This window comes from Mesorhizobium sp. M8A.F.Ca.ET.181.01.1.1 (assembly GCF_004792025.1).
Classification (GTDB): Bacteria; Pseudomonadota; Alphaproteobacteria; order Rhizobiales; family Rhizobiaceae; genus Mesorhizobium.
Genome location: NZ_SRTV01000311.1, coordinates 1 through 286, shown reverse-complemented (window position 1 = coordinate 286; position 286 = coordinate 1). Strand labels below are relative to the sequence as shown.

1 pseudogene is annotated in these 286 nt (G+C 59.4%); it reads left to right on the top strand.

The features are described 5' to 3' along the window. Positions 1-97 precede the first annotated feature (97 nt). Positions 98-286 (top strand): annotated as a pseudogene (locus tag EN824_RS34740) (NAD(P)-binding protein); the annotation flags it as partial.

Here is a 286-nt window from a genome sequence, read left to right as displayed (position 1 = left end):
TCTCCTTCCGTAGGGCCGGCATATCCGATCCGCCGGCCTTCTCCCGTAAAGACAGAACGAACAATTGCCAGATCGATATCGAAAGGCAGGTACGGCCATGAAACCACTGAAAATCCGCATCGCTGGCGGCTCGCTTGCCGGGCTTTTCACCGCGATACTGCTTCAGCAGGACGGACACGATGCAAAGGTCTACGAACGCTCGTCATCCGGGCTTGCCGGGCGCGGCGCGGGACTGGTGCCTCAACAGGACCTGTTCGACGTTCTGAGGGAAATCGGCTGCGAAGAC